The organism is Terriglobales bacterium, from assembly GCA_035457425.1.
Classification (GTDB): Bacteria; Acidobacteriota; Terriglobia; order Terriglobales; family Acidobacteriaceae; genus JACPNR01.
On record DATIBR010000076.1, the window covers coordinates 1 to 25,261 of the forward strand.

The following is a 25,261-nucleotide window of genomic DNA, read 5'->3' on the forward strand; positions in this document are numbered from 1 at the left end:
CCGAGGAGTCGTTCGTCAACGAGTACGCGCCCGCCCGCACCTACGGATTCCTGCAGGATCTGGGCACCATGCGCAAGCACGGCCTGGCGCTGGGCGGCTCGCTGGACAACGCCATCGTGGTCGGCAAGAGCGGGACCCTCAACGGTCTGCGCTACCGCGACGAGTTCGTGCGGCACAAGGTGCTGGACCTGATCGGCGACCTGGCGCTGCTGGGCAAGCGCATCATCGGGCGGGTGGTGGCGGACCGCGCCGGGCACGCGATGCATACGGCGCTGGTGTCGCGCATCCTGCGCGACCGCACGTTGTGGGAAGAAACGACGGAAGAAGCGCCCGCGCGCCCCGCGCCGGCGTTCACGCCCGCGCTCGCCGACCGCGGGTTGTAGCGGCCGCGGGCACGCCGAAGGTGGCAACCTCGCCGATCGAACTGGAAAACTGCTTATCGCGGAAGGCGCGGTCGTTGACCCAGTCTTCCAGGGTGCGCTGCAGGGTGCGCGAGAGGTTGAGGCGCACGCCGGCCAGGCCGTTGCCCGCCCAGGCGACCACGCCGTTGCCGAAGACCTCGACCTCGGTCCAGGGCAGGGTGAACTGGAAGCGGACCTTGGCGCCGGGCTTGAGGCTGACCTGCGCGAGGCGCATGCCGGTCTCGCTGAGATTGGTCATGAGTGCGGACATCTGCGCGGTCTTCACCCAGAGCTGGACGTTGGCGGCGACCTCCTGGCGGAAGTAGCGGCGGCGCTCGCGCAGCATGAGGCCGACGGCGGCGCGCAGGGTGCGGGTGGTGAAGTCGACCGTCAGGGGCTTGTCGAGGGTGAAGTTGGCGCCGAGGGCATAGGCGCGCCTGGTGTCGGTGCCGCCGTTGAGCAGCGCGAAGGCGATGGCCTGGCGGTTGGAGGCGGTCTTGCGCAGCTCGCGGAGCAGTTCCTGGCCGAGGGGCATGTCGTCGCAATCCACGAAGACGGCGTCGAACTTCTGCTGGTTGAGGCGGCAGATGCCGGCGTCGGCCTGGCTGCAGATCTCCAGCTCCACGCCGGAGCTGTTGAGGAGGCGTTGCAGGGCGGCGACGGCTTGCGGGTCAGGACTGCAGAGCAGCGCTTGTGGGGACATGCGGAGAAGCGTATCGCCGGCGGGCGGCGGGCGCGAGATAACCAAGGGCGGGCAGGGACAGTGTCCGGGTGGACAGGGCGGGAGGGCCAGGTGTCCCGCGAAGGTAACTGCGCCGGGGCCGGCGACGGGCGTAAGATGAACGCAACCAAAGCTCCCCGTTAGAATACGGAAGTATCGCGGCGCGATGGGTTGCAGGCCCGGCCGGGCGGCGATGCAGAGGACACCATGGATCCGATCATGACGCGCATCAAGCGCGTTACCGAAGAGCTGCACTCGATCGAGCGCGACCTGCAACGGCTGAGCCAAGACACGAACGCGGCGCAACACATCGGCATCATCGACGAGAGCGAGAGCGTGGCGCTGCTGGGCTCGTTCAAGGTAGCGGTGGACAACATGCGGCGCTTCCTGTGGGCGTACATCGAAGCGACCTCAGGGTCGAACGTGAGCATGAACGAGGCGCTGCAGACGGCGCGGCTGGTACGGGTGACGGAGCTGCTGCGCGTGCTGCATGAGAACGAAGGGCCCACGACGGGCGGCGCGCGGGGGATCTCGGACATCGTGGATGCGGTGCTGAAGCCGCGGGACTCGCAGAGCGGTTGACCTGGGTCGCGGCCAAAGTCAAAATCGCGCCAACGCCGGCATGAGCACTCCTGTCGCCCCTGGCATCCCGACTTACGGCGCGCGCACCTACCCGGTGCCGCGCATGGCGGCCTTCGACCTGGAGGCGGGCGAGCGCGAGCGCATCGCCCAGGCCTTCCGCAACGTGAAGCTGACGGTCGAGGTGGTTCCGGCCGCCGCGCCGCCCAACGAGCCGATCTTCGACGCCGCCGTCCTGCGCGTGGACAAGGACGCGGCCCAGCGCCTGAACGCGCTCCGCTCGGTGAACCGCCGGATGCTGATCTACCTGATCGGCCCGATGCCGGAGATCGCGCGGCTGGCGAACTTCGGGGTCAACGCGGCGCTGGAGAACCTGAGCGACGCGGCCATCGCGCGCGCGGTGGAGCATACGTACCTGCTGCTGGCGGGCAAGCTGCGGCGGTACACGCGCGTGCCCATCTACGTGCCGTTGAACATGTTCGTGGACGGTCTGTCGTTCACCGCCATCACGGAAGACCTGAGCGCGGGCGGGATCTCGGCGCTGGCGGTGCCGCCGGCGGTGGTGTCGGTGGGCAAGGCGGTGGCGGTGCGCATCGTGCTGCCGTCGACCGAGCCGCTGCAGCTGCAGGGCGTGGTCTGCTGGATCTCGGCGGAGCGAGTGGGCGTGCAGTTCGACCGCGGCGTCGAGCAGGACCGGCTGCGCAAGTGGGTGGAGGAGTTCCTCAGCTGAGGGCGTGAAGAAGCTCGTCTATCTCGGGCTGGGCTCGAACCTGGGCGACCGCCGCGGGAACCTGGAGGCGGCCATCGCGCAGCTCGCGCAGCTGGGCGCCGTCCAAGCGCGATCCTCGCTCTACGAGACCGAGCCGGTGGGGATGGCCGGGGTCCCCGGCGGGCAGGCGTGGTTCCTGAACTGCGCGCTCGCGCTCGAGACCGAGCTGATGCCCAAGCAGCTGATGGCGCGGCTGCTGGAGATCGAGCGGGGCCTGGGGCGAAAGCGCGCGCCGGCGGCGGAGGCCGGCAAGAAGCAGCCGCGCACCATCGACCTCGACATCCTGTTGTTCGGTAACTCGGTGATCGAGACGCCGGCGCTGGTGGTGCCGCATCCGGCGATGCACGAGCGGCGGTTCGTGCTCGAGCCGCTGGCGGAGATTGCTCCGGAGGCGCGGCATCCGGTGTTCAAGCGCAGCATGCGCGAGCTGCGGGACGCGCTGCCGAAGGAAGCGGGCGCGGTCAAGCGAGTGGACAGTGGAGAGTGGACGGTGGAGAGCAAGGAGCGCGCGGCAAAGCCGCCGTCGGAGTGAAGATTTCCACAGAAATCTTCGCGCCCTGGTCGGGGGCGCGGTCGCCGGATGCGCGCGAAACCCGCCCGGCGGAGATGCGCAAAAGCCGCTAAAAATGCGCCTTCCCTTCGCATGGTTGAGGCGACGCGTGGGGAAAATGACGCGCTCGGACGCGGGCGGAACGCGTTTCTTTTCCTCAGCTTGCGGCGAAGGTCTCGCGCAAACGCTCATTTTCAGCGGGTGCGGCGCACATCCCGCCGCGGCGCGATGGCTGATAACCAACAGCGCAACGTGGCAGGGCTCCTAAGGTGTGTACAAAGTACCGGAGGCGGATGTGCAAAAACCCCAATAAAAATGCGGCTTCCGCGCTTGCCCCCCACGCGAAACCATGTAATATAGCGGCGAAGCACGGTTTTATTGTCAATTTAAGGAGGATAGTCTCAATGTCGATGACCAAGACCCAGATCGTCCGCGCAATGGCGGAGAAGATCGGCACCAACAACAAGACGGCGGCGGCGTTCCTGGAGAACCTGTCGGACATGGCGATCAAGGAAGCCAAGAAGAGCGGCGTGTTCGTGCTGCCCGGACTGGGCCGCCTGAAGAAGGTCAACCGCAAGGCGCGCATGGGCCGCAACCCGCAGACCGGCGAGCCGATCAAGATCCCTGCCAAGGTCACCGCGAAGTTCTACCTCGCGAAGCACGTGAAGGATTCCATCGCCCCGAAGAAGTAAGCCGGGCGCAACGCAGTCCCAACGAGAAGGCCGGCGGAAACGCCGGCCTTCGTGTTTTTTGAAGCTATTGACGCGCTGGTGCGGGTTCGCGCTTGGCGGTGTCCGCCTCAGCGGTGGTGATCAGGTGTGTTTCCACCATTCGATCTATGAGCTGATCACGCTTTTCCAAGGCGCGATCAGGATGGGCGCTGAAGCTAGGTCGCTCCGCCAACCCCGCCAACCAAGCTGCTTCCCCGATTTTGAGTTGCTCCGGATCTTTGTTGAAGTACGCCCGTGACGCTTCCCGAACACCGTAGACCGCCTGATTCCCTATGTTCCCGAGATAGATGGTGTCGGCGTAGAGAGCCAAGAGTTCGTCGGGCGCGTAGCGCTGGCTGAGCCGCTGTGCGATGAGGACGGCAAGGAGGTGGTGATGCATGATTCGCCCACGAAAATCGCGCAGTGCGAGCAGTGCCAAGCGCCCTTCCGGAGTGCTGCGTCGAGGAGGCAGAAATGTGGCCCGGAAGGAGCGCTCCACTGCCGGCTCCCCTGCCAGGGTTCGCTTCGTCTGCAGGCGGCTGCCGAAAGCAGATGCGAGGTATTGGTCACTGAGGCTCGCATAGCTCCAGTACGCGAGCATCGTGGCCACAAAGCAGAAGGCGGCCAAGACTGCAGTCCAGCGCAGGATGGCTTTTTTCATGTCGAAAAGTCGTTAGACCGTCGCTGACCGCTATACCAGCAATCGGAAGGCCACCATCGGCAGCAGCAGGCCGAGGGCGAGACCGAACGCGCGGTCGCCGACCGGACGCAGCGCGCTAACCAGCAGCAGGAGCGCGAGCAGCGGATACGAAAGGATGGCCAGCGCGCCGCCGCGGCCCGCGAGTCTCCGGAGATGCTGCAACTCGTCGCGCGCGGGAAATGCCTGCACGCCGAAGGAGAGTCCCAGCCAGTAGAAGAACCAGGCCAGCGGGTCCCAGATCTGCAGCGCGAAGGCGGGCAGGTAGGCGGTGGAGCAGAACAGCAGGCACAGCGCGCTGTTGACGAAGAACGGGCCGAGGACTTCGACGAGCGCGAGGCCGAAGCGCGGCGAGGGCTCGTGGCGCACGTAGCCATAGGGCGGCTTCAGGCTGAGGAAGCGGACCTCGAAGATGGCGAGGTGCGCCCAGCGCACGAAGAACAAGTGCGCGGCCTCGCGCACCATCACGCCGGGAAAGGTGAGCGTGGTGAAGACGACGCCGAGGAAGTTCATCGCGCGCCCTTCCCTGCCGCGATCTGGGCAGGCGGCGGCGTGGCGCTCGCCTGCGCGGTCAGGTCGGCCGCCGACTTCCCTAACGACGACATTTCGGGATAGAGCTCGGCGGCTTCCCTGGCCTTGCCGGCGGCGGCGGCGAAGTCCTGGTCGGCGGCCAGTCGTTGCGCCTCGCCGGCGAGGTCGTTCGCCTTCACCGCGCGCTCCCAGATCTTCAGCACCTCGTAGTAAAGCTCGCCGCTCTCGAACTTGGGGTGGCCGTTCATCAGGAGGCGCGCGTGCTCGTAGTCCCCTGCCAGCAAGCAGGCCTTCACGGTCTCGAGCAGCGTCTGGTCGGACTCGCTGCCGGCCTGGAGCACCTGGCGCAGCTCGACGGCGGCTTCAGCGTAGCGCGCCTGGGCGAGCAGCTTTTCGCCGCGCGCGAGCGCGATGCCGGTCTCCACGTACTGCCCGCCGTGCCAGACGGCGTAGGCCGCCAAGAGCGCGAGCAGGAGCAGGGACATGCGCATCCACGCGGGATACGGGACTTCGTAGAAGCGCTGGCGGCACTGGAAACACAGCGGCGTGCCGGCGACCTTCATCCAGTCCTGCTCGCCGCGGTCGGCGCCGCACTGGGCGCAGACGGTGGGATCCTGCGCGTGCTCGACCACGACCTGGCGGCCGCCGGCCTGCGCGTCCTGCACGCGGCGCGTGGCGCACGGCTCGCACACCATGACGCCGTCGATCACATACAGCTTGCCGATCGGGAGCGGGTTCTTGCAGGTGCGGCAGGGCGCGCGGCGCATGGGTTTCGACAGATGCCTTGCGTTGATTATGCGCAGCCGGCGCGCGATTGCAACGGATATCGCCGTTCCCTTTCCGGTTCCTGCCGCGTATGGTGTTGGCGTCCGGAGGTGACGTGATGAAAGCCGTCTTGCTGATGTGCTGCCTGCTGCTGTTCGGGATCGCCGCCGCGGCCGAGGACAAGCCGCACCAGTACGTGAACATCCCCGCGCACATCGAGGGCTTGCCGTTCTCGGATGCCGTGCTGGCCGGCGACACGCTGTACGTCTCGGGGCGCATCGGGCTGGTGCCCGGGACGCGCAAGGTGCCCGACACCATCGAAGAAGAGGTGCGCGTGCTGATGGAGTCGATCAAGACCGCCGTCGAGCACGCCGGTCTCGCGATGGACGACGTCGTGAGCGTCACCATCTACTGCCCGGACCTGACGCTGTACGAGCGCTTCAACGGCATTTACAAGACGTATTTCAAGGAAGGGAAGTACCCGGCGCGGGCGTTCATCGGGTCGGGGCCGCTGTTGTTCGGCGGACACTTCGAGATGACGACCATCGCGGTGCGGCAGCCGAAAGCCGCGAAAACAGCGGGAAAGAAGCGCTAGTGGAAGAGGCGCGCATCGCCGAACTGCTGGCGCCGTTCGCGGGTGAGCTGCCGCCGGAGCGGCTGCGGCAAATATCGACGTACATCGATATAGTGCTGAAGTGGAACGAGAAGACGAACCTGACCGCGGTGCGCGAGCCGGAGGCGATCGTGCTGCGCCACTTCGGCGAGTCGCTGTTCGCGGCCCAGGCGCTGCTCGCGGCGGACGCGGCGCTCGCGGTGATCGACATCGGCTCGGGCGCGGGATTTCCGGGACTGCCGCTCAAGCTGTGGGCGCCGCGCATCCAGCTGACGCTGGTGGAAGCGCACGCCAAGAAGGCGACGTTCCTGAGGGAAGTGGTGCGCACGCTCGCCTTCGGCAACGTGCAGGTGCGGGCCGAGCGCGCCGAGACGCTGAAGGACCAGGCGGAACTGGTGACGCTGCGAGCGGTGGAGAAGTTCGACGAGATCCTGCCGACGGCGGCGCGGCTGGTGCGCGCGGGTGGGCGGCTGGGGTTGCTGATCGGCACCGGCCAGGTCGGCGTGGCGCACCAACTGCCGGAGTTCTCCTGGGAGGCACCGCAGCCGGTGCCGCAGTCCCGCAACCGCGTGCTGCTGGTGGGGAACCAGGCACGGCAAGAATCAGCGGGCTAACAAGTGGTCCGTGCCGCCGGCTTTCTGCTCGTTTTGGCGGGACGGGTGGGAAGGCGAGCGCGCCTGGCGGATTCCCTCTTGATTGAACCTTGGCCGTCAATGTTGGCGGGCTGGGTTCCGTGGTGGAACCAGGAGAGTTAACATCAGCGATGGAAAGTGGAGCGATGACCGCAAAATGGTGCTCCCTCGGATGGCTAAGCAGTCTGAATCGGCACGCGCGACGCAGCAAAGTGGGATAAACTGGCAGAATGGGGCCGGCACCGACAACGCGGCGGAGTCCGGGGAGATCGGCGAGCATCGGAACCAGCCGAGTAATAGTGGTATAAAGACGGCCAAAAGCGGAGAAAACCGGAAGATACCGGTCAATCACGGGCGCTGGGCGATTGTTTCAGGCATAAAAATCGCCCGAGAACCAGAACAGTTAACAGGGGATGTTCCACGTGGAACATCGTCCGTGGCGCCAGCGAGTTGCGCGTTCCACGTGGAACACTTTTCCTCATTTTCCAGATAAAGCCGAGAAATCCTCTGTTGCGCGCTTTCACGAGCTGCTGCATTCTGGCGTTGCTCTGAGTTCTCCCGACAGCATGGCGCGCGTCATAGCGGTTGCCAATCAGAAGGGCGGCGTGGGCAAGACCACGACGGCCATCAACCTGGCGGCCTCCTTTGCGGCCGCCGAGGTCGCGACCCTGCTGGTCGACTGCGACCCGCAATCCAACGCCTCCAGCGGCCTGGGCTTTGCCCGCGACCCCAACCGGCTCTCGACCTACGACCTGCTGATGGCCACAGCCGAGGCGCCGGAAGCGGTGCTGCCGACGGCGGTCGAGGGGCTGGCGACCATCCCGGCGCACAAGAACCTGATCGGCGCGAACCTGGAGCTGGTGAGCGCGGAGCGCCGCGAATATCGCCTGCGCGACGCGCTTCGACCGCTGCGCGACCGCTACCAGTTCATCGTGCTGGACTGCCCGCCGGCGCTCGACCTGCTGACGCTGAACGCGCTGGTGGCGGCGGATTCCGTGCTCATCCCGATGCAGGCGGAGTACTTCGCGCTGGAAGGCGTGAGCGAGCTGCTGGACACTATCGAGCGCATCCGGCAGAGCTTCAACCCGGACCTGGTGATCGAGGGCGTCGTGCTGACGATGTACGACGACCGCACCATCCTGGCGCAGCAGGTGACGCGCGACCTGAAGAGATTCTTCGGCGACCAGCTGTGCCGCACCAGCATCCCGCGCAACGTGCGGCTGGCGGAGGCGCCGAGCTTCGGGAAGCCGGCGCTCGATTACGACCCGCAATCGCGCGGGGCCGAGGCCTACATCAAGCTGGCGAAAGAGCTGATCACGCGGGCGGAGAAGCGGCAAGCCGCCGGCGCGCAGGTGCAGGAGAAGGTCGCGGCTGCCGCCGCGCCCTCGACTTCCGAAGTGGAGAGCCTATGAACGACAAGCGCAAAGTGCTGGGCCGCGGCCTGGAATCGTTGTTGCCGGGAGCGCGGGCTACCGCGACGGCGCCCGCCCCGGTGGCGGCGGCGGCCGAGTCCGGCGGGGTCCGCGAGATCCCGATCGAGGAGATCGAGCGCAACCCGTACCAGACGCGGACGCGGCTGGACGAAGTCGCGCTGCACGAGCTGGCGGCCTCGATCCGCTCGAACGGCGTGGTGCAGCCGGTGGTGGTGCGGCGCGTGGAAGGGCGCTACCAGCTCATCGCGGGCGAGCGGCGCTGGCGCGCCTCGAAGCTGGCGGGGAAGCAGACGGTGCCGGCGATCGTGAAGGAAGCCTCGAACGAGCAGGCGATGGAGATGACCATCATCGAGAACCTGCAGCGCGAGGACCTGAACCCGATCGAGCAGGCGCGCGCCTACGAGCGGCTGTCGCGCGAGTTCAACCTGACACAGGAGCAGATGGCGCAGCGCACCGGCAAGGACCGGTCGTCGGTGGCGAACTTCCTGCGGCTGCTGAAGCTGCCGGTCGAGGTGCAGCTCGACGTAGAGAGCGGCGGGCTCTCGTTCGGGCACGCGAAGGTGCTGATGATGCTGGAGTCGGGCGAAGCGCAGCTGGAGCTGGCGAAGCGCGCGGTGGACGACGCGCTCTCGGTGCGGCAGCTGGAGCAGATCGTGCACGACCTGATGCATCCGGAGCCGAAGGCGACGCGTGCCGCGCGCCAGGTGGATCCCAACATCCGCGAGGCGGAGAGGGAACTGGAGCGCGCGCTGGGCGTGCGCGTGGAGATCCGCGACTCCGGGGGCAAGGGCAAGATCATCCTGCGCTACGGCTCGCTCGAGGACTATGACCGGGTGGTGGAGATGCTGGGCCGGAAGCCGTAGCACATTGATGCTCATCGATATGCAATGGGATCCCGTCGCCCTCCCAGGGCGCCGGCAGCAAGTGCTTGACGGGAGCGCCTGGCGGCAGTAGCTTGTGCCGCGTTCTGAGCCCCGGCCCTTGCGCGGTCGGCCAGTAAGTCGAACGAGAGCCCTCCGCGACGGGAGCACCTGTACTGTGGAGGCGCCTCTCATGCATCGTTCCCGCCTGTTGGTAAACCTCAGCGTCCTCTTGCTGGTCCTTCTCTCTGCCGGCGCGCCGGCGCTTGGCCAGAAGCCCAAGGGTTCGAGCGCGCAAAAGCCGCGCAGCGGCGCGCAACGCGGCGTTCCGCAGCAAGCGAAAGCCAAGTACAAAGGCGTGTGGGAGCCGGTGAACTACGAGCAGCCGATCGAGTTCCGGTCGGTGTACTTCGTGGACGCGAAGACGGGCTGGGCGGCGGGAGCGCACGGAACGATCGTGCGGACGCGTGACGCGGGCAAGACGTGGGAGACGCAGATGGGAGGCGACCCGCAGAACAGCGAGGAGACGTTCGACAACCTGTACTTCATCGACGAGCGGCAGGGATGGGTGATGGGGCCGTCGAAGTCGGTGGTGCAGCGCAAGCTGTTCGCGACCAGCGACGGCGGCGAGACGTGGCGTCCGGTGGGGACGATCTGCGCGGAGCTGCTGGCCTGCACCGATTACGCGTTCACGTCAGCGAATAGCGGCGTGTTCCTGACGGGCGGGAAGATCTTTCACACCCGAGACGGCGGCAAGAAATGGCGCGAGGCGCTCCCCAAGTGCGAGGTGCAGACCGAGGTCGATGGGGTGGCGAAGCAGGCGAATTGCGCGATGAAGTCGGTGCGTTTCGTGTCGGAGAACGTGGGATACGCGGCGGGGGCGGCAAGCGGCGGGACGGCCGTGGTCATGAAGACGCAGAACGGCGGCGCGAGCTGGGACTATCTGTGGGTGCAGCCGGACGTGGGGCACCGCGACGAAGACCATTTCAAGCAGACGATCTCCTTCCTGGACGAGCGCCACGGGTACCTGGTGCTGCCGCGCGCGGGGAAGATCCTGAAGACGACCGACGGGGGCGAGAGCTGGGAGGAGCTGACGGCGACGGCGAAGGGCGAGTTGCGCTTTGCCGATCCCGAGGTGGGCTGGGTGATGGATGGCGGCAAGTGGACCTGGACGACCGACGGCGGGAAGCATTGGAACTCGCGCGAGTTCTCGGCGCTTTCGGGCGGGGAGTCGTTCAGCCTGCCGGCGCGGCAGCGCGGCTACGTGGCGGGACGGGGCGGAATGATCTACCGCTACAGCGTGGTGCCGGCGGAGTACACGTCGGAGGGCATGATCGAGGCGCCGGCGATGACGAGCGCGAGCGCGGAGCAGATGACGCAGCGCCTGGCAAAGATGAAGTCGGGAGTGGGCGCGCTGCGGACGAAGCTGGCGGCGGCGCAGAAGAAGGCGGGCGGGACGTCGGCGAAGAGCTCGGCGGCAACGTCGTCGGGAGGCGCGAAGAGCGGAGGCGCGAAGGGGCGGCCGGCGACGGGCAGCACGGCGTCGGCGGAAAGCGCGGAGAGCAGCGCGAGCGAGCCGGCGGAGGAGCAGGCGGCGGAAGGCGCCACCGAGACGGGCGGGGGCGGGGAGAGCGCCGAGCCCGCGGCGGAAGAGGGCGGCTTCGTGCAGGATTGTTGTCCGGAGCAGCTCCAGGAGGTGGAGAGCACCGTGCAGGAGACGGCGGCGGAGCTGCCGAAGTTCGGCGGGCAGTTCCGCAACCTCAACCTGTTCAGCGCGGGTCTGAAGATGGTGCAGGACTTCATGAACCGCGGCAAGGAGCTGAAGTCGGCGTTCGCCGAGCTGCGCGGGGCGAAGGACGCGGACTCGGCGATGGCCGCTCTCAACAAGCTGGCAGGCAGCGCGGACAGCCTGACGCAGGAAGTGACGGCGCGGACGAGCGGCGAGAGCCCGGAGGAGGAATAGCGCATGAAGAAGGCGACATTGCTGGCGATGGTGCTGTGGGTCGTGAGCGCGTGGGCGGCGGAACCGTGTTGCAGCATCACTTCCATCGACCAGGCGACTGGCCGGGTGACGGCGGTCGTGAAGCAGACCGGGCGCCGCTTCACGTTCGAAGTGAAGAACGCGCAGACGCTGGCCGGGTTGAAGGTGGGCCAGGGGATCTACGCGAACCTGACCGGCAAGCAGGTGTCGCTCGACGGCAAGAGCGCGTGCTGCAGGATCATCGCGATCGCGGAGCCGGCCGAGCCGGTGGGCAGCGCGGCGTCGTCGGCGACCGCGCAGAAGAAGAGCGGGGAGAAGATCGCGAGCACGAGCGCGGACACCACGAAGGGGAAGGCGGAGGAGACCTCGTCGACGGCAGGCGCAACGCGGGGGCGTCCGGAGAGCGAGGCGGAGGAGCAGGCGGAGGCGGCGCGGCCGGCGCCCAGCGAAGCGCAAGCGGCGACCATGCAGGAAGGGGAGGACGAGGACGACGGCGAGCCGCCCGACCCGAAGCCGGCGCGGGCGGCGTTGGTGAAGCCGAAGGGCGTGACCGGGCGCGCGGGCGGCAAGGATACAAAGAAGCTCAGCGAGGTGCCCTACGCCGACAAGATCCTGAAGGAAGTGATGCGTGGGCTGAAGGACCGCGAGATCGACGTGGCGCTGATCCGGGGCGAGAAATACATGATCAACAAGTGCCTGGGGATCAAGGCGAGCACGGGAACGTTCGCGCTGAAGCTGGAGAATCCCGACCTGCGGCTGGACGGCAGCGGCGTGAAGATGACGCTGAACATCCCGCGCATCGCGATGCACGCGCTGAAGGTCCGCATCCGCCCGAACACCAACCTGATGAAGAACCCGTGCAGCTTCAGCAAGCGCCACAAGGTGGGCGGGACCGCGAAGGACGTGAAGCTGGTGATGCGCTTCGACCCGGTGCTGGACATGCAGCAGTGCCAACTGGGCGGCGTGGGGAAGCCGGAGATCAAATGGCGGATCGGGGAGCTGAACCTGAAGCCGCTGCAGAACGACCTCGACAAGATCGCCAAGAACATGATCGAAGACGCGCTCACCAACGCATCGAACTTCAACCTGATGGACCGGACGACGGCGGCCTTCAACGCCGCGATCGGGGCAGAGTGCAAGAAGTGAGAGCGCATCACGCATGATCCGGAGGCTTGCGAGCGGCAAGTACCGCCTGTACTCGCGCAAGAAGGACCCGAAGACGGGCCGCCGGCGGAACCTGGGGACGTTCTCGTCGTTAGCCGCGGCGAAGAAGCACGAGCGCGCGGTGCAATTCTCCAAGCGGGGCTAAGGCCCGAAGATACTGGCCTGCGCTGGGTTCGCGCGTATAATCGCGCGACCCCAGAAAGACCATGGCCCTCACCCCTGGCAGCAAGCTTGGACCCTACGAGATCGTGTCGCCCGTCGGCGCGGGCGGCATGGGCGAGGTGTATCGCGCCAAAGACACGCGGCTCGACCGCGAGGTCGCGATCAAGGTGCTGCCGAGCGCGCTCGCTTCCGATCCCGACCTGCGCGCGCGGCTGGAGCGCGAGGCGCGCGCCATCAGCGCGCTGAACCATCCCAACATCTGCACGCTCTACGACGTGGGCCAGCACGACGGCACCGACTACCTGGTGATGGAGCTGCTGGAGGGCGAGTCGCTGGCAGAGCGGCTGCACAAGGGAGCGCTGCCGGTGGAGCAGGTGCTGGCGTATGGGCAGCAGATCGCCGACGCGCTCGAGAAGGCGCATCGCTCGGGCATCATCCATCGGGACCTCAAGCCGGGGAACATCGTGCTGACGAAGGGCGGCGCCAAGCTGCTCGACTTCGGGCTGGCCAAGCCGCGCGCGGCGGCGGCGGGCGCCGCCTTCTCCGGCGCCATCACCAAGACCACTCCCATCTCGCCCATCACGCAGCAGGGGACGGTGGTGGGGACGTTCCAGTACATGTCCCCCGAGCAGGTGGAGGGACAGGAAGCGGACGCGCGCTCCGACATCTTTGCGTTCGGCGCGGTGCTGTACGAGATGACGACCGGCAAGCGCGCGTTTGAGGGCAAGTCGCAGCTCTCGGTGGCCTCGGCCATCCTGGAAAAGGACCCCGAGCCGATCTCGAAGCTGCAGCCGATGACGCCGCCGGCGCTGGAGCACGTGGTCGTGACCTGCCTGGCGAAAGATCCGGAAGACCGCTTCCAGACGGCGCACGACGTGAAGCTGCAGCTCAAGTGGATCGCGGTGGGCGGCTCGACGGCGGTGGGGATGCCGGCGCTGAAGGCGACGCACCGCAAGCTGCGCGAGCGGCTGCTGTGGGCGGGACTGGCGGCGGCGCTGGCGCTGGCGGCCGGGATGGCGTGGCTGGTCCCGTGGTCGCCTCCGGCGCCGCGCCGGCTGGAGGCCAGCCTGCTGGCGCCCGAAAAGCGCTCCTTCTCCGCTTTCGATTTCGCGCTCTCGCCGGACGGCAACAAGCTCGCCTTCGTGACGATCGCGGAGGGGAGCCGTCCGCAGCTCTGGGTGCGGGGGCTGGACAGCAACGCGGCGCAACCGATCGCGGATACGGATGGGGCCTCGTTCCCGTTCTGGTCGGCCGACAGCCGGAGCATCGGGTTCTTCGCCGTCGGCAAGCTGAAGCGAGTGGAAGCCACCGGCGGCCCGGTGCAGACGCTGGCGGACGCCTCGGAGGGTCGCGGGGGAACCTGGAATCCGGAGGGCGTGATCCTGTTCACGCCGACCACGGGCGACGCGATCTATCGCATCCCGGCGACGGGCGGACCGGTCACGCAGCTCACCCACCTGGACGGCAAGTCGCAAACCTCGCACCGCTGGCCGTGGTTCCTTCCCGACGGCAAGCATTTCCTGCTGCTGGTGCGGGGCGGGACGAACGCGGCCGCCGCGGGCAAGAGCAAGGACAGCCAGAGCGGGATCTTCATCGGGGCGCTCGATTCGGGCGAGATCACGCAGGTGGCCCAAGGCGACCGCCGCCCGATGTACGCGGCCGGCTACATCCTTTATCCGCACGACAATTACCTGGAAGCGCAAGCGTTCGACGCGCGGGAGCGGAAAGTGTTGGGGAACCCGACGCCGGTGGTGGAACGACTGCTCACCGACGACCGCTGGACGGCTTCCTATTCGGTGTCGCAGGACGGCAAGCTGGCGTACCTCTCGGGGCTCGCGCAGACGACCGACCTGCGGTGGCGAGCGCGGGACGGCAAGTCATCCCCCTTGGCGATCCAAGGCTCGGCGTCGGTGATGCGGCTGGCGCCCGACGGCACGCGCGCGGCCGCCAGCATGAGCGAAGCGGGAGCGGCGCTCGATATCTGGATGCTGGACCTGAAGCGCAACCTGCGCACGCGCTTCACCTTCGCGCCGGGCGATGACGACGACCCGGTGTGGTCGGCGGACGGCAAGACCATCTACTTCGACTCCTCGCGCAGCGGCTCCTACAACCTCTACCGCAAGGCGGCGGATGGTTCCGGGACGGAGGAGCTGCTGCTCGACAACAGCAACGTGAAGTACCCGACCAGCGTCTCCAGCGACGGACGCTACCTGGCGTACGACACCATGGACCCGTCGAACAAGAACCAGTACGACGTGATGGTGCTGCCGCTGTTCGGCGACAAGAAGCCCATCCCGGTGGCGAGCTCGGGGTTCAGCGAGCGGCTGGGGGTCTTCTCCCCGGATGGGAAATGGATGGCCTACATCTCGAACGAATCGGGGCGCACCGAGGTGTACGTGACCTCGTTCCCGCCGACGGGAGCGAAGTTCCAGATCTCGACCGGCGGAGGGAATTCTCCGAAGTGGCGGGGCGACGGGAAGGAGCTGTTCTACTACGCCGACGACGGCCACGTGGTCGGGGTGGCGCTCACGGCCAGCGGGAACACCTTGCAGGTCGGCGCCGCGACGCCGCTTTTCGCCGCGCCCACCACGAACGTGCTGTATGCGTTCGACGTCACGCGCGATGGGCAGCACTTCCTGGTGCTGGAGAGGCCGGAATTGGGCACCAATAGCCTGACCCTGGTCGTGAACTGGATGACGTCGCTCAGGAAGTAGGCCGCGCCGCCGCGCTATAATCGCGAACCTTCCATGGCGCTCGCACCGGGGAGCAAGCTAGGGCCGTACGAGATCGTCGCGCCGCTGGGCGCGGGCGGCATGGGCGAGGTGTACCGCGCCAAGGACACGCGGCTCAACCGCGAAGTCGCGGTCAAGATCCTCTCCACGACCGGCGGTTTCAGCTCCGACCTGAAGCAGCGCTTCGAGCGCGAAGCGAAAGCCATCTCGGCGCTCAATCATCCGCACATCTGCACGCTGCACGACATCGGGAACCACGAAGGCACGGACTTCCTGGTGATGGAGCTGCTCGAAGGGCAGACGCTGGCCGACCGGCTGGAGCGGGGGCCGCTGCCGCTGGAGCAGTCGCTCACCATCGGCGAGCAGATCGCCGACGCGCTGGAGCGCGCGCACCGCAAGGGCATCGTGCATCGCGACCTCAAGCCCGGCAACATCGTGCTGACGAAGAGCGGCGCGAAGCTGCTGGATTTCGGGCTGGCGAAGCCGGTGGCGCACCACATGGCGGCGACGATGGAGGCCACGCGCAGCCAGCCGATCACCGCGGAAGGCGCCATCGTCGGGACTTACCAGTACATGGCGCCGGAGCAGATCGAGGGCAAGGAAGCGGACGCGCGCACCGACATCTTCGCGCTGGGCGCGGTGCTGTACGAGATGGCGACGGGCAAGAAGGCGTTCGAGGGGAAATCGCAGATCTCGGTGGCGAGCGCGATCCTGGAGAGGGATCCGCCGCCGATCTCGGCAGTGCAAGCGGTCTCGCCGCCGGAGCTGGACCGCGTGGTGGCGACGTGCCTGGCGAAGGACCCGGAGCGGCGCTGGCAAAGCGCGCAAGACGTGAAGCTGGAACTCGGCTTCGTGCGCGCCGCGGGCAGCGCGCCGAGCAGCGTCCCCGGCGGGCGACGCATGTGGCCGTGGGCGGCTGTGGGCGCCGCGCTACTGCTCTCGGTGGTGGCGGGGACATGGTGGCTGGCGCGGGGGCGCACGCCGGAGGCGGCAGGTGCGCTCTACCGCGCGTCGCTGCTGCCACCGCGCGACCACTCGTTCGTGGCTTACGATTTCTTGATCTCGCCCGACGGCAGCAAGCTGGCCTTCACCGCTACCAGCGCCGACGGGGTCACCACGTTATGGCTGAAGGACTTGAGTTCGGATTCGAACCAGGAGTTCGCGGGGACTGAGGGCGCGAGTTTTCCCTTCTGGTCGCCGGACAGCCGCTACATCGCGTTCTTCGCGGGCGGGCGGCTGCTCAAAGTGGACACGCGCACGGGCGCGACCCAGCCGCTGGCGTCGGCGATCGCGGCGCGCGGCGGCGCGTGGGGGCCGGACGGCACGATCCTGTACGTCGATATGTCGGCCACGGGTCTGGCGCGCGTCTCGGCGAACGGGGGCGCGGTCAGCGCGGCCACCGTTCTTCCGGCCGGCGCGGGCGAGAGCCACCGCTGGCCGACGTTCCTGCCGGACGGGAAGCACTTCCTGTTCATGATCGACTGGTCGGCGCGCGACGGGCTGTACATGGCCTCGCTCGACGATCCCACGCCGGTGCTGGTGGCGCGCGGCATTTGGGGGAACACCGCATTCGCCGACGGCAAGGTCTTCTACGTGCGCGACGGGACGCTGTACGCGCAGACCTTCGACCTGGCGAAGCACAGGCTGAGCGGGGAGCCCGAGCCGCTGGTGAACCAGGAACTGGAGCAGGACAGCGGCTTCAGCCGCTCGGGCTTCAGCATCGCGAACAACCGCACGCTGGTCTATCAGTCGAGGCGTTCTTACAGCTCGCGGCTGGTGTGGTTCGACCGCAGCGGCCAGGAGCTGGAGGCGGTGGGGCCGCCGGGCCCGTACCATCCCACCCTGTCGCCGGACGGGCGGCAGGTCGCACTCACGCGCGACAGCGGCAGTGACGGCCACATGCGCGTGCATACGCTGGACCTGGCGCGCGGGACGGTGACGCTGATCGCGGGAGACAGCCAGCGCAACGAAGCGCCGGTCTGGTCCCCTGACGGCAAGCGCATCGCGTACGCGACCTACGGCGAAGGATCGCAGCTCATCGTGCGCGCGGCTGACGGCACGGGCAGCCCGAAGGTGATCATGGAAAGCCAGCGCATGATGACGAACTCGTGGTCCCGGGACGGGCGATACCTGGTTTTCATGAACATGGTCCGTGGCTTCCCGGAGCTGTGGGCGTTCGACCTCGCGGAGAACAAGGCGATCGACCTCCAGGTGCAGGGCGCCGAGGGGCAGATCTCGCCCAACGGCAGGTGGCTGGCGTACACCCTTGGAAGAGGAACCTCGCCGCAAACCTACATCCGCCCTTTCCCTGGCAACGGCGGCCGGCTCCAAGTCTCGCCCGGTGGCGGCACGCAATCGCGTTGGAGTCCTGACGGGAGCGAGCTTTTCTACGTGAACGAGGACAAGCGGCTGATGGCGGTCTCCGTGCGGGAGAAAGGCGGGACGCTGGAGCTCTCGACGCCGCGGCCGCTGTTCCGCACGCGCATGCGGGCATCGCGCTTCGCGCTGTTCCAGTACGACGTCTCGCCCGACGGCAAGCGCTTCCTCATCAACTCCATCCCGCGCGAAGACGCTGCGGCGCCGCTGACGCTCGTGACTGACTGGACGCAGCTCGGCAAGTGAGCGTGGGCCGCTGGAAGGCGGGAAAAAACCGGGCAGGCCGGCATTCCCGCGTATAATCGCGCGACTCCCGGAAACCTGATGGCCCTCACTCCCGGCAGCAAGCTCGGGCCCTACGAGATCGTCGGCGCCATCGGCGCCGGCGGCATGGGCGAGGTGTATCGCGCGCGCGACACGCGCCTGGAGCGCGACGTCGCGATCAAGGTCCTGCCGGCAGGTTTCGCGCAGGATACGGAGCGGCTGCGACGCTTCGAGCAGGAAGCGCGCGTGGTTGCCACGCTCAACCATCCCGACATCCTGGCGATCTTCGACATCGGCCAAGACGGCGCCACGCCGTATCTCGTCACGGAGCTGCTGGAAGGCGAGCCGCTGCGCGAGCGGATGAAGGCAGGCGCGCTGCCGGCGCGACGCGCGCTGGAGTACGCCACCGGCATCGCGCACGGGCTGGCAGCGGCGCACGAGAAGGGCATCGTGCACCGGGACCTGAAGCCGGAGAACGTGTTCCTGACGCGCGACGGCCGGGTGAAGGTGCTGGACTTCGGGTTGGCGAAGCTCACGCGCGGAGAGGCGGCGGCGGGCACGAGCGACAGCCGCACCATCGACCATGCGACCTCGCCCGGCATGCTGCTGGGGACCGTGGAATATATGTCGCCGGAGCAGGTGCGCGGCCAGGCCGCCGACCACCGCTCGGACATCTTCGCGCTCGGCTCGATGCTGTACGAGATGCTGGCAGGACGCCGCGCCTTCCACCGCGAGACGGGCGCGGAGACGATGACGGCGATCCTGAAGGAGGACCCGGCGGAGTTCAGCGACGCGGCGCACCCGGTGCCGCCGGGGCTGGAGCGCATCGTGCGGCGCTGCCTGGAGAAGGCGCCGGAGCAGCGCTTCCAGTCGGCGCGCGACCTGGCGTTCGCGCTGGAAGCGGTCTCGGGACTCTCGCACGGCTCGAGCGCCTCGGGCATCGCGCCGGCCATGGCAGCGCCGAGGGCGCGCCACTGGCGCACGCCCGCGCTGGTCGCGGGGCTGCTGCTGCTGGCCGCAGCGGCCTACGTCGCCGGGCGGGGAAGCGCGCCGCGAGCGAGCGAGATCAGCTACAAGCAGGTGAGCTACCGCGCGCAGACCATCTTCCAGGCGCGTTTCTCGCCCGACGGCAAGACGATCGTTTTCAGCGCGGCCAGTGAGGGCACGAATCCGACGCTCTACACCATCCAGTCGGAGTATCCCGAGGCGCGATCGACGGGGCTGACCGGGGTGCAACTGCTTTCAATCTCTCCGCAAGGGGAGCTGGCGGTGCTGACGCATGCGCAGTTCCTGGGCCATCGGCTGTTCCGGGGAACACTGGCGCGCATGCCGCTGGGCAGCAGCGCGCCGCGCGAGATCCTGGAAGAGGTGCAGGAGGCGGACTGGACGCCCGACGGCAGCGAGCTTGCCATCATCCGCGAGGTGAATGGCCAGAGCCGTCTGGAATATCCGGTGGGGAAAGTCCTATATGAGACGGCGGGTTACGTGAGCGACCTCCGTTTCTCGCCGGACGGAAAGCACATCGGCTTCTTCGATCACCCGGCAAAGTATGACGACCGCGGCATCGTGGCGGTGGTGGACCTGGCGGGAAAGAAGACCGAGCTGGCGGGGGGATTCTGGGGCATGGAAGGGCTCGCGTGGTCCCGCGACGGCGACGAGATATTCTTCTCGGCGAGCGCGGCGGGCGCGAATTACCTGCCACAAGGAGTGACGCTGGCCGGCAAGGGGCGGCTGGTGCTGCCTGCTGCCGGGAGTGTTGTGGTCTTTGACGTGGCGGCCGATGGACGCTGGCTGGTGGCGCGCGAGGATTCGGCCAACGGGGTAGCGGCCAAGGATCCGGCGTCCGGCAAGGAGCGCGATCTCTCCTGGCTGGATCTCTCCGCGTTCCCGCGGATCTCGGAAGACGGCAAGGTGGTCGTCTTCACCGAGTACAGTTCGGCGACGGGCGCGAACTACGCGGTTTGCCTGCGCAAGACAGATGGCTCGCCGGCGGTGGTGCTGGGAGAGGGGTCCAGTGCGGGCGCGTCGCCGGATGGCAGGTGGGTGATGGCCCTGGTGCCGACGACGCCGCCGAAGCTGGTGCTCTATCCCACCGGCGCGGGCGAGGCGCGGGTGATGCCACGGGGCAGCCTGGAGAATTACGACTATTTCGGGGGCGGCTGGTTCCCCGACAGCCGGCGGCTGCTGGTCTGCGGGAACGAGCCCGGCCGCGCTAGCCGCTGCTACGCCCAGGAGGTGAGCGGAGGTGCGCTCCATCCCCTGACTCCAGAGGGCACGGGGAGCGGGTGGGTGTCGCCGGACGGAAGGTTGCTGCTCGGCCGTACCGGCGCCGGCGCCTTCCTGCTCTATCCGCTGGGAAGCGCAGGCGAGCCGAGGGCGCTGCCTCACCTGACGCGCGACGACCTGGTGATCCGCTGGAGCGGCGACGGGCGCTCGCTGCTGGTATATCGCGCTAACGTCCTGCCGGTGCGCGTGGAGAAGGTGGACGTGGCCAGCGGCCGTCGCACGCTGCTGCGGGAGCTTGCCCCGGCAGATCGCTCGGGTGTCACCGGCATCACGGGAGTCTCGTTCTCCAGCGACGAGCGGTGGTACGCCTACAGCTACTCGCGCGATGCCGCACAGCTGTTCAGCGTGGGGGGCGTGAAGTAGCCGCGTCCCTCAGTAGCGCAAGCTCCAGTCCAGCATCCGCATGGTGAAGGTGAACCAGACGAAGGCGAGCGCGGCCAGCGCGATCGCGGTGTACCAGACGCGTGCCCACCACCACAGCCCCGGGCGGAACCAGGCGCGCGCCATCGCCGCGAGCGGCACGAGCGTCAGGAGCACCGCCAGCCACTGCGCGAGCTGCAGCAGGTGCAGCCACTTGTCGTTCTGCGAAGCGAGCATGCCGATGTCGTCGCCCGCCATCGAGAGCCAGACGATCCAGGTGAGCAGCACGGCGAGCTGGAGCGCGCAGACCAGGTAGACGGCGAGGCGGCCGCGGCCGGCGGCGGTTTCCGGCAGCGGGCGGCCGTAGTGGCGGCGCACCAGCGCGCCCACCGGCCACAGGATGAGCGTGAGCGCGAAGATGGTGATGGAGCCGACCAGCGCGCCCAGCACCACGTGGCTGGAGAGATACCAGGGTGCGCGCTCGAAGACGACGATGTTGGCGTTGGCGGACATGCGCATCGTGCCGTCGGGCATGCGGGTGAAGCCGAGCTTCTCCTGGCCGTTGACGTCCTGGAAGAGCATGGGTCCGACCTGCTTCCACTGGCGGGGCGTGCCGTTGGCGGACTTCAGGCCGTCGGCGACGATGGTTCCGTCCTTGCCGGGATGAAAGCGGAGCTGCTCGAGGTACGCGGCCATGCGCAGGATGCAGCCGTCGCAGCGGCGGCTGGTGGCGTACGAGCCGAGCACAGCCTTGTCGTCGCCGCTCGCCTTCAGGTCGGGCGGCCGGTACGGAAAATAGCGATCGAGGAAGGCGCGCCAGAGCGGGCCGCGCGGCGAGATCTCGCCCTTGCCGGCGCTGTTGTAGGAGACGAAGAAGCCGAGGCGCTGCGCGGGGATGAGGTGGAGGTCGCTGTGGAACCACAGCGTGTCGCCGCCGTGGCCGAGGATGCGCTGTCCGTTGCGGCTCTCCTCGTAGAAGCCGAGCGCCATGCCATTGAGCGCGGGGTTGGACCAGGTCCTGGCCTGGCGCTCGTGCATCTGCGCCAGGGTCGCGGGCTGGAGGAGTTGCGCGGAGCCCCAGCGGCCGCCCTCCAGGTGCGCGAGCATGAAGCGCGTGACGTCGTCGGCGGAGACGGCCATGCTGCCGGCCGGCGGCACGTTCACCCACTCGTATTCCTTGGCGTCGTCCGAGGCCTTGCGATAGCCGCTCGACATCAGCGGCGCGAGCTCCTTCGGCAACGGCTGGCGGAAGGTGGAATGCTTCATGCTTAGCGGCCCGAGGATGTGCTGCTCGACGTAATCGTCGAAGGGCTGGCCGGAGGCGCGCTGCACGATGTAGCCGGCCAGCGCCGCGCCGTAGTTGGAGTAGGACGGCGTGGTGCCGGGCGCGAAGCGGCGGCGCGGCAGGTGCTGCTTCATGTAGTCGCCGAGCGGCTGCATGCGCTCGGGCTGGGCGACGAACAGGTCCTTGTCGGTCTCCTCGAAGCCGGGCGTGTGCGTGAGCAGGTGGCGGAGGGTGATGGGCTGCGGATGGGTCGCGGGGATCTTGAAGTCGAGGTAGTCGTTGACGTCGCGGTCGAGATCGAGCTTGCCGGCTTCGACCAGTTGCATGACCGCGGTCCAGGTGAAGAGTTTCGAGACCGAGCCGGGGCGGAAGAGGGTATCGGTCGGAGAGACCGGCTTGCGCGTCTTCACGTCGGCGTAGCCGTAGCCCTTCTCGAAGATGACTTGGCCGTCCTTGACGACGGCGACGACGGCGCCGGCGATGTTCTCGCGCTCGAGCTGCATCGGCACCGCGGCGTCGAAGAAGCCGGCAAGGTCTTCGGCGGTGAGCGGATGCGCCGCGGCGGGCGGCTGCGGGGCGGGCGCGACGGCCTTTTGCGGCTTGGTCTCTTTCGGGACCTGCGCGAACGCGCCCAGAGAAAGGATGAGCAGGAAGAGTGCGCACAGCTTGCGGGGCTTCATGGCGGGCGCATTATACGAGCGGGGCGCAAGTGCCGCTGTGACGCCGGCCACGACGCGCGGCCTCGCGCCCGGATTTACACGCTATAATCGCCAACCCTTATGGCGTTGGCCTCCGGAAGCAGGCTCGGCCCCTACGAGATCGTCGCGGCCATCGGCGCGGGCGGGATGGGTGAGGTCTACCGCGCGCGCGATACGCGTCTGCAGCGCGAGGTCGCGATCAAGGTGCTGCCGGGCGAACTCTCCGCGAATCCCGAGCTGCGCGCCCGGTTCGAACGCGAGGCGCGCGCCATCTCCGCGCTCAACCACCCGCACATCTGCGCGCTCTACGACGTCGGGCACCAGGACGGCATCGACTACCTGGTGATGGAGCTGCTGGAGGGCGAATCGCTCGCCGAGCGGCTGCAGCGCGGCCGGATGCCGGTGCAGCAGATCCTGCTTTACGGGCAGCAGATCGCCGAGGCGCTGGAGAAAGCGCACCGCAGCGGGATCGTGCACCGCGACCTGAAACCCGGCAACGTGGTGCTGACGAAAGCGGGCGCGAAGCTGCTGGATTTCGGCCTGGCGAAGCCGTCGCAGTCGGCGGTGGCCGCCAGCACGGGCTTTTCCGGCGCCCTCACCAAGACCACGCCCATCTCGCCCATCACGCAGCAAGGCACGGTCGTCGGGACGTTCCAGTACATGTCGCCGGAGCAGATCGAGGGCGGCGAGCCGGACGCGCGCAGCGACATCTTCTCGCTCGGCGCGGTGCTCTACGAGATGGCCACCGGCAAGCGGGCGTTCGAGGGCAAGAGCACGCTGTCGGTGGCGAGCGCGATCCTGGAAAAAGAGCCCCCGCCGATCTCGACGGTCGAGCCGCTGACTCCGCCGGCGCTCGAGCAAGTAGTGCGCGGATGCCTGGCGAAGGATCCGGAAGACCGCATCCAGACGGCGCACGACGTGAAGCTGCAGCTCAAGTGGATCGCGGATGGGCGGACCTCGCAGGTGGCGGCGGCGCCGCTGTTGCGCTCGCGGCGCAACCGCGAGCGGCTGGCGTGGGGCGCGCTCACGCTGCTGCTGCTGGCCGCGCTCGCGCTCTCGTGGTTCCTGCGGCCGGCGCCGGCGGCAGCGCCGGTGAAGTTCGAGCTCGCGCCCTCGGCGGCCATCTTCGGCGCGACCATCTCGCCCAGCGGCCGGCAGGTCGCGTTCATCGGGGTCCAGAACAATTCCGCGATCGTCTTCGTGCGCGCGCTGGACAGCCTGGAAACCCGGGCGCTGCCCGGCACCGAGCACGCGAGCACCCTGTTCTGGTCGCCCGACGAGCAGCAGCTCGGGTTCATGAGCCAGGGCAAGATGCGCCGCATCGACCTGGCGAGCGGCGCGGTGCAGGTGCTCGGCGACAATGCCGGCGTCGGGGCGGCGTGGAGTCGGGAAGGCGTGATCGTCTTCGCTCCGCGCTACGGCGCGGGGCTCTCGCGCATGTCGGCGGCGGGTGGCGACGTGCGACCGCTCACCGAACTGGGAAAGGGCGAGACGGTGCACGCCTGGCCGAAGTTCCTGCCCGACGGCAAGCACTTCGTTTTCCTGAACCGCAGCAGCCTGACGCAGGCGAACCACATCTGCGTCGGGGCCCTCGACAGCAAAGAGTTCAAGGTGCTGACCGAGGGCGAAGGGGTGGTCGGCTACGCGGATCCGGGCTACGTGATCTACGTGCGCGACGGCGCGCTGATGGGGATTGCAGTGAGCCCGCGCAGCTACCAGGCGACCGGCCAGCCGTTCCTCGTCACCGACAAGGTGGCGTTCAACGGGGACGACGGCTTCGTCTACGCATCCATCTCGCGCACCGGGACGCTGGTCTACCAGAGCGGCACCACGACGCGGCAGCGCGAATTGGTGCTGGTGGACCGCGGCGGCAAGGTGGTGAGCACGCTCGCGCCCGCCGGACCCTACGAGGAACTCAGACTCTCGCATGACGGGACGCAGGTGGCGGTCACGCGCATCGACCCTGCCGTGGGCTCGAACGATATTTGGGTGTGGAGCATTCCACGGCGCATCTTCTCGCGGGTGACGAGCTCACGCGCCAACGAGATGAGCCCGACGTGGTCGCTCGACGACCGCGAGCTCTTCTACAGCAGCGACCCGAAGGGGATGTACGACCTGTATCGCCACGCCGCGAACAACACCGAGGTGAGCCTGGCAGAGACGCTCCACGACAAGATCGCGAGCGACATCAGCCCCGACGGGAGATACCTGATCTACAGCGACGTAGATCAGGAGACCCACTCGGACATATGGGCGCTGCCGCTCGGGGGCGGCGGCCAGGCAACGGTGGTGGTGCGCACGCGCGCGCACGAGGGAGATGGCCGCATCTCGCCCGATGGCCGCTGGCTGGCCTTCATGGCGGCGGACACGCGCGGCTCCGAGATCTACGTGACCAGCTTCCCCTCCGGCGAGGGGCGCTGGCAGATCTCGGACGCCGGGGGTGAAAAGCCGCGCTGGAGCCGTGACGGCCGCCAGCTGTTCTACGTCTCCGCCCAGGGGAAGGTGATGGCCGTGAACATCACGCCCGGCGCGCGCTTCGATGCGGGCGTGCCGCAGCCGCTGTTCGACGCGATCCATGGCGATTACTCCGTGCTGAAGAACGGACAGTTCATCTTCAGCAAGCCGACCAACGAGGGCCGCACCGCGCCCATCACCGTCATCCTGAACTGGCCGTCCACCGTGAAGCGCTGAG

General features: G+C 68.0%; 21 protein-coding genes. 16 read left to right on the forward strand and 5 right to left on the reverse strand.

The annotated features are described in order from the left end of the window. On the forward strand, nucleotides 1-383 hold a 383-nt coding region (locus tag VLA96_05640; GenBank protein HSE48672.1), incomplete at its 5' end, for a UDP-3-O-acyl-N-acetylglucosamine deacetylase. Here VLA96_05640 and VLA96_05645 read toward each other — a convergent pair. Further along, nucleotides 352-1,104, reverse strand: a complete 753-nt coding sequence (locus tag VLA96_05645) for a response regulator (protein ID HSE48673.1) — start codon at nucleotides 1,102-1,104, stop codon at nucleotides 352-354. The genes VLA96_05640 and VLA96_05645 overlap by 32 nt on opposite strands. 225 nt (nucleotides 1,105-1,329) lie before the next feature. Here VLA96_05645 and VLA96_05650 point away from each other — a divergent pair, with 225 nt between their 5' ends. The 4 genes from VLA96_05650 to VLA96_05665 all read left to right on the forward strand — a co-directional run bounded on the left by VLA96_05650 (nucleotide 1,330) and on the right by VLA96_05665 (nucleotide 3,712). Then, nucleotides 1,330-1,704, forward strand: a complete 375-nt coding sequence (locus VLA96_05650; protein ID HSE48674.1) for a hypothetical protein — start codon at nucleotides 1,330-1,332, stop codon at nucleotides 1,702-1,704. Between the two features lie 40 nt (nucleotides 1,705-1,744). Further along, a complete protein-coding gene (locus tag VLA96_05655; protein ID HSE48675.1) occupies nucleotides 1,745-2,431 on the forward strand; it encodes a PilZ domain-containing protein in 687 nt (228 codons plus the stop codon). Between the two features lie 4 nt (nucleotides 2,432-2,435). Continuing rightward, nucleotides 2,436-3,002 (forward strand): 2-amino-4-hydroxy-6-hydroxymethyldihydropteridine diphosphokinase, encoded by a 567-nt coding sequence (folK, locus tag VLA96_05660; GenBank protein ID HSE48676.1) that lies wholly within the window; start codon nucleotides 2,436-2,438, stop codon nucleotides 3,000-3,002. A gap of 422 nt (nucleotides 3,003-3,424) precedes the next feature. After that, nucleotides 3,425-3,712, forward strand: coding sequence for an HU family DNA-binding protein (locus VLA96_05665; GenBank protein HSE48677.1), 288 nt, complete (start codon nucleotides 3,425-3,427; stop codon nucleotides 3,710-3,712). 64 nt (nucleotides 3,713-3,776) lie between these two features. Here the strand turns inward: VLA96_05665 and VLA96_05670 are convergent, their stop codons facing one another. Genes VLA96_05670 through VLA96_05680 form a run of 3 tightly spaced genes read right to left on the reverse strand, consistent with a single transcriptional unit; the run spans nucleotide 3,777 to nucleotide 5,725 of the window. Beyond that, nucleotides 3,777-4,391 carry a transglycosylase domain-containing protein gene (locus VLA96_05670; protein HSE48678.1) on the reverse strand — a complete coding sequence of 205 codons (615 nt, stop codon included), beginning with the start codon at nucleotides 4,389-4,391 and terminating at the stop codon, nucleotides 3,777-3,779. A gap of 30 nt (nucleotides 4,392-4,421) precedes the next feature. Next, nucleotides 4,422-4,940, reverse strand: coding sequence for a hypothetical protein (locus VLA96_05675; GenBank protein ID HSE48679.1), 519 nt, complete (start codon nucleotides 4,938-4,940; stop codon nucleotides 4,422-4,424). Beyond that, nucleotides 4,937-5,725, reverse strand: a complete 789-nt coding sequence (locus tag VLA96_05680; protein ID HSE48680.1) for a hypothetical protein — start codon at nucleotides 5,723-5,725, stop codon at nucleotides 4,937-4,939. The genes VLA96_05675 and VLA96_05680 overlap by 4 nt, the downstream gene beginning before the upstream one ends. Before the next feature lie 116 nt (nucleotides 5,726-5,841). Here VLA96_05680 and VLA96_05685 point away from each other — a divergent pair, with 116 nt between their 5' ends. From VLA96_05685 to VLA96_05730, 10 genes are all read left to right on the forward strand, one after another. Next, complete coding sequence (locus VLA96_05685; GenBank protein ID HSE48681.1) at nucleotides 5,842-6,318, forward strand: RidA family protein; 477 nt, start codon at nucleotides 5,842-5,844, stop codon at nucleotides 6,316-6,318. Beyond that, nucleotides 6,318-6,950, forward strand: coding sequence for a 16S rRNA (guanine(527)-N(7))-methyltransferase RsmG (gene rsmG / locus VLA96_05690; GenBank protein HSE48682.1), 633 nt, complete (start codon nucleotides 6,318-6,320; stop codon nucleotides 6,948-6,950). The genes VLA96_05685 and rsmG overlap by 1 nt, the downstream gene beginning before the upstream one ends. A gap of 584 nt (nucleotides 6,951-7,534) precedes the next feature. Beyond that, nucleotides 7,535-8,380 carry a ParA family protein gene (locus VLA96_05695; GenBank protein HSE48683.1) on the forward strand — a complete coding sequence of 282 codons (846 nt, stop codon included), beginning with the start codon at nucleotides 7,535-7,537 and terminating at the stop codon, nucleotides 8,378-8,380. Then, nucleotides 8,377-9,264, forward strand: coding sequence for a ParB/RepB/Spo0J family partition protein (locus VLA96_05700; protein HSE48684.1), 888 nt, complete (start codon nucleotides 8,377-8,379; stop codon nucleotides 9,262-9,264). The genes VLA96_05695 and VLA96_05700 overlap by 4 nt, the downstream gene beginning before the upstream one ends. 190 nt (nucleotides 9,265-9,454) lie before the next feature. Continuing rightward, nucleotides 9,455-11,224, forward strand: a complete 1,770-nt coding sequence (locus VLA96_05705) for a YCF48-related protein (GenBank protein ID HSE48685.1) — start codon at nucleotides 9,455-9,457, stop codon at nucleotides 11,222-11,224. Between the two features lie 3 nt (nucleotides 11,225-11,227). Further along, a complete protein-coding gene (locus VLA96_05710) occupies nucleotides 11,228-12,388 on the forward strand; it encodes a hypothetical protein (GenBank protein ID HSE48686.1) in 1,161 nt (386 codons plus the stop codon). 13 nt (nucleotides 12,389-12,401) lie between these two features. After that, nucleotides 12,402-12,551 (forward strand): hypothetical protein, encoded by a 150-nt coding sequence (locus VLA96_05715; protein HSE48687.1) that lies wholly within the window; start codon nucleotides 12,402-12,404, stop codon nucleotides 12,549-12,551. Nucleotides 12,552-12,612: 61 nt separating this feature from the next. Continuing rightward, on the forward strand, nucleotides 12,613-15,282 hold the full coding sequence (locus tag VLA96_05720; protein HSE48688.1) for a protein kinase: 2,670 nt from the start codon (nucleotides 12,613-12,615) through the stop codon (nucleotides 15,280-15,282). 33 nt (nucleotides 15,283-15,315) lie between these two features. Continuing rightward, the gene (locus tag VLA96_05725) at nucleotides 15,316-17,922 is read left to right on the forward strand and encodes a protein kinase (GenBank protein HSE48689.1); all 2,607 of its coding nucleotides are present in this window, start codon (nucleotides 15,316-15,318) and stop codon (nucleotides 17,920-17,922) included. A 78-nt stretch (nucleotides 17,923-18,000) separates the two neighbouring features. Continuing rightward, nucleotides 18,001-20,589, forward strand: coding sequence for a protein kinase (locus tag VLA96_05730; protein ID HSE48690.1), 2,589 nt, complete (start codon nucleotides 18,001-18,003; stop codon nucleotides 20,587-20,589). A 9-nt stretch (nucleotides 20,590-20,598) separates the two neighbouring features. On the opposite strand, the gene VLA96_05735 is transcribed toward VLA96_05730, so the two are convergent. Then, on the reverse strand, nucleotides 20,599-22,551 hold the full coding sequence (locus tag VLA96_05735; protein HSE48691.1) for a serine hydrolase: 1,953 nt from the start codon (nucleotides 22,549-22,551) through the stop codon (nucleotides 20,599-20,601). A gap of 99 nt (nucleotides 22,552-22,650) precedes the next feature. Here VLA96_05735 and VLA96_05740 point away from each other — a divergent pair, with 99 nt between their 5' ends. After that, entirely contained in the window at nucleotides 22,651-25,260 is a 2,610-nt protein-coding gene (locus VLA96_05740; protein HSE48692.1) for a protein kinase, read from the forward strand. The last annotated feature ends 1 nt before the right edge of the window (nucleotide 25,261 follow it).